This is a genomic window from Paludibacterium sp., assembly GCF_019232825.1.
Lineage (GTDB): Bacteria > Pseudomonadota > Gammaproteobacteria > Burkholderiales > Chromobacteriaceae > Paludibacterium.
Genome location: NZ_JAFAND010000108.1, coordinates 1 through 7,272, shown reverse-complemented (window position 1 = coordinate 7,272; position 7,272 = coordinate 1). Strand labels below are relative to the sequence as shown.

The 7,272-nt window shown below is 41.7% G+C and carries 9 protein-coding genes; all 9 read left to right on the top strand.

All coding sequences use genetic code 11. From position 1 onward, the window contains the following. A partial coding sequence (locus JOZ06_RS13845; RefSeq protein WP_293233405.1) for a hypothetical protein occupies nt 1–1,409 on the top strand: 1,409 nt, incomplete at its 5' end. Then, entirely contained in the window at nt 1,402–1,773 is a 372-nt protein-coding gene (locus JOZ06_RS13840) for a hypothetical protein (protein WP_293233403.1), read from the top strand. The genes JOZ06_RS13845 and JOZ06_RS13840, both read left to right, overlap by 8 nt. Further along, a complete protein-coding gene (locus tag JOZ06_RS13835; RefSeq protein ID WP_293233401.1) occupies nt 1,773–2,243 on the top strand; it encodes a hypothetical protein in 471 nt (156 codons plus the stop codon). The genes JOZ06_RS13840 and JOZ06_RS13835 overlap by 1 nt, the downstream gene beginning before the upstream one ends. Before the next feature lie 38 nt (nt 2,244–2,281). Further along, nucleotides 2,282–3,997 carry a hypothetical protein gene (locus tag JOZ06_RS13830; RefSeq protein WP_293233399.1) on the top strand — a complete coding sequence of 572 codons (1,716 nt, stop codon included), beginning with the start codon at nt 2,282–2,284 and terminating at the stop codon, nt 3,995–3,997. A gap of 462 nt (nt 3,998–4,459) precedes the next feature. Then, nucleotides 4,460–4,909 (top strand): hypothetical protein, encoded by a 450-nt coding sequence (locus JOZ06_RS13825; RefSeq protein WP_293233398.1) that lies wholly within the window; start codon nt 4,460–4,462, stop codon nt 4,907–4,909. 4 nt (nt 4,910–4,913) lie between these two features. Next, nucleotides 4,914–5,093: a hypothetical protein gene (locus JOZ06_RS13820; RefSeq protein WP_293233396.1), complete on the top strand. Its 180-nt coding sequence runs from the start codon at nt 4,914–4,916 to the stop codon at nt 5,091–5,093. Between the two features lie 14 nt (nt 5,094–5,107). Then, a complete protein-coding gene (locus JOZ06_RS13815; RefSeq protein WP_293233394.1) occupies nt 5,108–5,638 on the top strand; it encodes a hypothetical protein in 531 nt (176 codons plus the stop codon). 30 nt (nt 5,639–5,668) lie between these two features. Continuing rightward, nucleotides 5,669–6,676 (top strand): phage major capsid protein, encoded by a 1,008-nt coding sequence (locus JOZ06_RS13810; RefSeq protein WP_293233392.1) that lies wholly within the window; start codon nt 5,669–5,671, stop codon nt 6,674–6,676. An 11-nt stretch (nt 6,677–6,687) separates the two neighbouring features. Continuing rightward, nucleotides 6,688–7,272 (top strand): hypothetical protein (locus tag JOZ06_RS13805; protein ID WP_293233390.1); only part of this gene is annotated, 585 nt, incomplete at its 3' end.

Here is a 7,272-nt window from a genome sequence, read left to right as displayed (position 1 = left end):
AGATGGTGTTGACTAATGATAGTAGATTAGCATTCATTGTTGCGGGGACAAAGAAGAAAAGTAGTGAAATGGGTACTGGTCATGCTATTAATTTCTGTCACGCTACAGAAATGTCTAGCTGGGGGGATGAAGATGCTGTAGCTAACTTGATGGCTACATTTGCGGAAGAAAACCCCCATCGTTTGTATATTTTTGAAAGTACAGCTAGGGGATATGATAATCCATTACCCGAGATGTGGGAAGAAGCCAAGAGATCAGATTTTCAACGCGCAATTTTTGTTGGCTGGTGGCGCAATGAAATGTATTCTAAACACAAAGATAGTGCCGAATATGCTATCTATTGGGATGGATATTTGACTACAGATGAGAAGGTTTGGGTTGAAGAAATCAAAGAGCTATATGATTTCGACATTACCTCCGAACAAATAGCATGGTGGAGATATACGCTAGAAGAAAAGATGAAAGGAGATGAACTTCGGATGTATCAAGAATTCCCACCAACCGAAGATTATGCCTTTCAACTCACAGGTTCCAAATTCTTTTCTTCTGCCCATATTTCAAAGGATTTCAAACAGATTAAAGACTTGGAAGGAAGATATTACTGCTACCAAATGGGTCAGTATTTTGAGTTCACATCCTTCTACGAAACGAATGAAGAGAATGCTGATCTCACTATTTGGGAAGGCTATGAACCCGGTGAGCATATTTATGTTATTGGTGCTGATCCTGCTTATGGGTCTTCTGATTGGGCTGATAGATTCGTTGCTTCTGTATGGAAATGCTATGCTGACAGAGTCGAACAAGTTGCGGAATATTGTTCTACTGATTGTAATACTTATCAGTTTGCTTGGGTTCTGGCACATCTTTGTGGAGAGTATGGTGGCGCTCTATTGAACCTAGAAATAACAGGCCCCGGACAGGCGGTGTTTAATGAATTGCGTAATCTGGCGCAGATGGGGGGAGCACCCAATCATCCAGCAGACATATATGACATTGTTGGAAGCGTTAGACATTATTTCTACAAGCGACAAGATTCTATTTCTTCAGCTTACGCCTTTCAATGGCAGACAAATCAACGTGAGAAGGAAAGATTGTTTAATACATATCGAGATTATTACGAAAGAGGATTTCTCGTCATCCGTTCATGTGAATTGCTCAAAGAGATGCGTACAATTGTCCGTGACGGAGGTTCAATCAATGGAGAGGGGACAGCTAAAGATGATAGAGTCATGGGCGCTGGACTATCGGTCATAGCTTGGAATGATTTTGTAATGAATGGATTGATACAACAAGGTGTAACATGGGAACTTTGCCAAAAGGAAAAAGAGTACGGAAAGACCGCCACTCTCGGATCATTGTTAACAAGAGCAATGATAGAAAATGCTTTAAGGAATCCTCTCGATGACTAAATCTGTTATGATTATGAGCAAACAAGAGATTGCGAAAAGGTTGAGTGAGTTGGAATTGGGAAGAGGAGTTAGACCAGCTGAGGGTGAGGGATTGACCATCTCTGCCCTCAAACAATTCCTGCACTATAATAATTATCGTATATATCAAGCAACAGTTGGTTTAATGAGCCAAGAAACTCAGCTAAGGTTAAGTCAATTTTTCAACCAATACGATGCCGGTGAGATTGTATTTACGTTTCGTAAAGGTGATGGTTGGAGAATCCATCGTCCCATGTATCCAGTGCCTCGAGGTGAGATAAAGAAACCTCAAATGCAAGTAAATATGATTAACGGCTCAATTGAATATACTTTAGGAGATGAATAATGGTTATTAAAGAATGGGAATGTGCTAAACATGGTACATTTGAATCAACACACCCAATTTGTCCTTGTCTGGGATGTGCAAGCGAAAATGTAAAAAGGGTATTTTTAACCCCTCCTTCTATTCGACATGAAGCTACAACTTATACTGATAATAGTTTCAATGATTTAGCTCGTGCATATAAATTAAGTGACATTAACAATCAAGATGGACAAGCAGCCAAATCCGCTGCTGATGATTGTAAATGGGGAATGGACGCTGTCGGTGGTGTTGATATGTTCAAACAAGCAACAGCTAATGGTGCTGGATATGAAACATTCCAAACCGAATCAGGAAAAACAGTTCAAGTTGATAACATGGGTATGAGATTGGCAGCTAGAACAAGCGGAATTGACAAACGTGTTGTTCCGGCAGCGGACGTAAAAATACTTGCATCTGACAAACAAGACCGTCAAAAGGTCATGAAATCTTAACCTTAACATGTTTCGTTTAATCCCAAAGAGAGAAAGAAATGAAGATTCCGAACGACCCAATGCAACGGATTCAATTCTATCAACGAGTCCTCCAGCAATGCCTAGTCAGTCAAAACAACCGGATACCAGCATATCGCCGGCTCCGAAACTATTACCTGTTTGGAACAGAGGAGGGGACACAAGCCCCATTCAACAAGATTCAACCCACGATTCAATTGTTGAAAAGCTTCATTTACAGCGCCGAGACGACAAAGTTCAACTTGCAATTAGGCGCAACAGTCCATCCAGACGAGTTAAGAAAAGTCTCAATCCTAAATGAAGAGATAAACGACCAATGGCACGATTCTGATACTGATTTGATTATTGGTGATGCAATTCAATGGTCTTATGTCTATAACACGATGATCTTGAAAATAGTCTGGGATGATGGGATTAAGGTTTATTCTATCGAACCTGATTGTTTCGGTGTGTTTAGAGAAGATATTAATCAACTCAACAGGCAAGAAGCGGTCGTACATATCTACATGATCCCGAAAAGTGAACTGGAAAGGATTATTGAAACCCATCCACATAAAGATATTGTTGATCAACAAATAGCTGTCAACAATGCCGCTGCTCCCGATAGTTCTTTTCCCTCGGGGTTGCAACGTTTGATGATTAGTAAATCAACACCTAACATGATCGGTTCAGTAGCTGGTGGTGTTGGTGGTATGGCATCTACCCATGATTATGTTCCAGACATCGATTATGATGGCGTTACGATGTATGAGTTATATATTTGGAACGATGATGAACAAGATTATCAGATCGTAACATTAGCTGATCCCGGTATTGTAATTTATGATCGGAAAAACTTCCTTGTTCCTAAAAAACTTCCATTTGTACAAATTTGCCCAGAACCATTGCCCTTTTATTTCTGGGGACAATCATTTACTGCCCGTTTAACTCCTCTCCAAGATTGGCATTCTCTTCGAATTGCTCAATTGAAAGACATGATGAATCGTCAAGTTGATCCTCCTCGTGCTGCTAGTGGATCAGGGCCCATTAGAGAAGAAAAATATGCAGCTCTTAGAAAAGCTGGTGGTTATTTGGACTTAGGTATTAATGGTAAAATAGAAGATTTAAGCCCAAAAATGCCTACAAATATGTTTGCTGAGATTGAAAAGATCGAGGAAATGTTCAACGAAACTGCAGGTGTGAATAACATCATGCAAGGTAAGGGGGAAAGTGGTGTGAGAAGTCGAGGGCAAGCTGACCTGATGGCCCGGTTATCCTCTTCTCGCCCTCGCCAAGCCTCACTTATTATTGAAGATGCCCTTGAACAACTAGCCACTCTTGTACTACGATTACATCAAGAGTTCAGTGATAAGAAATACCTCACTGATGAAACACTCTCTGATGGTTCTCCAATGACGTTTGTTGCTAAACAATTCACAACTGATTACATTGTCAAGGTAGATGCTCATTCTTCTTCCCCTATCTTTATTGAAGACAAGAAATCGGATGCACAAGTTTTGTTGAAAGCTCAATGTATTGATAGGGAAGATTTCTTACGTCTCTATGATCCTCCTGGTCTACAACAATTGGTTCGGAAACTAAAAATCCGAATCGATGATGAGAAGAAACAAATGCAAATGCAGCAACAGATGATGCAAATGGGTATGGCAGGTCAAGGACGTCCCCCTTCTCCCGGTGCACAACAAGGTGCAGCTAATTTAAGAGGAGAAAAAGGGATTGAACAAGCTTCGGAATAGATTTAAAGTACCAACAAACAAAATAGGGGAAAGGTTCCCCGAAGGTGATACAAGGCACCTCAGTTCCTTGTCAGTTAAAGGAGCCTAAAATGCTCAACGCCCGTCGTCGTAAACACAAGCGTAAATAAGCTGTATCGGGTAACTCCCTAATGCGCAAACTGACAAGGAGAGAGGTTAATCCCTTTCTCCTTCTTCCCATTTAAGGAATATATAATGGCTCATAGTGCTAGAGGTGGTAAGCCTACTGGTTACAGAAAGAAGAAACGGAAATGATTAAATTCAATGATTTTGGGATTCTTGCCGGTGCAGCGGGTCATGCTCGGGGTGGTAAAGCTACTGGTAAATCTCGTAGCAAAAAGCGGAAATAATCTTTATGTTTATCATTCAAAAACGTCATGGTGAATCGATGAAACGTCGTGGCGGTGGACATAAAGGTACAAAGAATCGGAAAGGTAGGTTGTAATGCCTGACATTCCGACCGATATTTTAAACATGCATTCCGGACAAACGGAAGGTAAGCAATTCCCATCCACTACATCCGAACCTGCTGAAGCACCTTCTTCTGCTCCTATGGCAACACCGAATGTAAAGAAGGGTAATCTAGCTGTAGGGAATGCTAAAGTACGGTTGGCTATGAGTGTTTTGGGTCAAGCATTAGTTGCTTACGGGCCAGACAGCGATGAAAGCAAGGATTTACACTCTGTCCTTGATTCCCTCACCAGCAAATTCGGTGGTAAAGCAGATATTGAACTAATCCCGGCTCAAATACTTGACTTAGTTCGAAATGAACCTAGTCTACAAAAAGGACAACCGATTCAACAAGCTATGCAACAGGGTCAAGGTGCCGGAGTTCAACAACCTCCATCTAATGACGCAATGCAAGCTATTTCTCAACTCATGAAAGGTGGTTAAAGATATGTCCGAAATCTTCAAACCTTCTTCTACTGGTATGCGTCGGCCTACTGATAACAAGCGCGAGAATGGGAGAATTATCAACCCGCCTCGTTTCGCTGAATTGGGTGGTTTGGGTGATGCCAGTAAGACGATGACAGGTAATAACATCCGTATTCAAAAGCCCGGTGGCGGTGCTAAATAATAAAGGAACCGAAGATGGCCGATTTGAATCAATATAGTTTGGAACAATTGCAAGGGATTGTAAATTTGGGTGAAAGTTTGGTCAATAATCCGCAAACGAGGGAACAGTTCCTTCGATTGGCCAAACAAGCTAATCCAAATTTGCAAATCCCTGAAATTGCAACTAAAGATTCGTTCCAAACTGAACTGCAAAAAGAACGCGAAGCTCGTTTGAACTTGGAAAAACAAATCCAAGAACGTGATATCCGAGAAAATCTTCAAAAAACTCGGGCTAATGTACAATCGAAATTTAAACTGAACGATGAGCAAATGAGTTCGGTTGAAACATTGATGGTTGAGAAGCAAATCCCTTCTTATGAAACAGCCGCTGAATTTTTGGTGAATCAACAAAAGGCTGCTGCTCCTACTATCAATCGCACAACCGATCGACCGATGATTACCATGCCTGATGCCGCTATATGGTCAAAAGGTGTTGGTGATAAATCCAAGCTTAATAATATTGCTCGTGAAGAAGCATATAAAGCATGGGATGAGATTAACAGTTAATCTCCCCAACATCTTTTAAAGGAAATTAAAATGCCCCAACTCGGCACAGGTATTATGCCATCAGGTGCAGCCGGGACGGAAGTACAATACGTAACCCGTCGCGCATTTGTACCGAAAATGATTGTTCAGATTTATAACTGCTCTCCTTTTGTAGCGGCTGCAATCGCAAATGCTCAACCGGCTTCCGGTGGTGTATCTAGCGTAACTGTTCCGGTTCAAGGGGCAAGCTTTGTGAATAGTCAATGGACTGATTATTCCGGCACTTTCAACCAACCTTCGGTTCAACAAGGTATTCAGAATGCTGAATATAACTTGAAGGCATTGGTTGTTCCTATTCCGTTCCAAGGTATGGAATATGCAGTTCAAAAAGATCATGCTATTATTCCTCTCATCGAAGCTCGTATGAATGATGCTACGAATAATGCTTGTGATGCTATTGGTACTGCACTGTATAATAACACCGGTAACAACCAACAATTGATTGGTCTTCCCGGAGCTATTGACGACTCCACTAACCTTGCAACTTATGGTGGTATTTCCCGTACCTCCAATGCATTTTGGAAAAGTAAAGTCTATAATGCCGGTGCTACGAACCCGACTCGTGCATTGGTTATGCAATATATTTCGGGTACGTTCAAGAACTGTGGTGAACTCCCCTCGTTTGGTCTGATGGGTGTTGGTACTTGGCAAACACTGGCTAATGATTTCCTTGGCCAAGAAGTTTTTAACGTATCCCCCGGTTCTGCATTTGATAGTGAATCTAATGGCCCTCGTTCTGCGTTTCGCGCTCTGATGGTTGCAGGTGTTCCTATCTATTGTGACCCATATTGCCCGGAAGGTATTCTGTATTTGGTTAACTCCAATTACGTTGCCATGTATATTCACGAAAATGCAGCCTTTACATTCTCCGGCTTCCAATCCACCATCCCGAACTATCAAATCGGTTATCTTGGTATCGTTCTGGCATTGATGGAATTGGTTTGTGTCAAGCCGAAAGCGAATACGCGGGTTAGCAACTTTACCTACGTTACTTTGTAAGGAGAATAATCATGGGTATGCAAAAGATTGGGGGCTTTGGTCAACTTCTTACCAACCCCGTTATTTCTGGCGCATTGGCTCCGGGGCAATCGTTTTTGCTTCCGGCTGGTCAAGGTGTAATTGGTACATGGCAACAGCCTCCTACAGGCCCGAATGCTCCGACTGGATTTATATCCACTGGACAATTTAATGTAGATGCTGGCCCATTTACCGATCTACAGACATTTGATCCGGTTCTATTGGTATGGCGTTCTTATGCTCCTATCGCATTAGAAGGTTTGACTATCTCTTCTGATGGTACAAACTATCGTCTGTCTAATACTACTGGCTGTCCTGTTGGCGCTGTATTGACTAACGTAGGTTCTGGCTATACGAATGGTTTCTATGGCTATAACTATCAAGGCAATGCAGTAACGATTCAGAATGGTATTACAACTGCGGGTAATACAGGTTTGACTATTACCCCAAGTGCTGGTGGTTCATTGTGGAATGCTATTGTTGGTGGTTCTATTAACACCATAGTAACTATTACATCTGGCGGTACTGGCTATAAATTTGCTCCTATTATCGTATTTAATCCTCCGGCTAACCAAGGT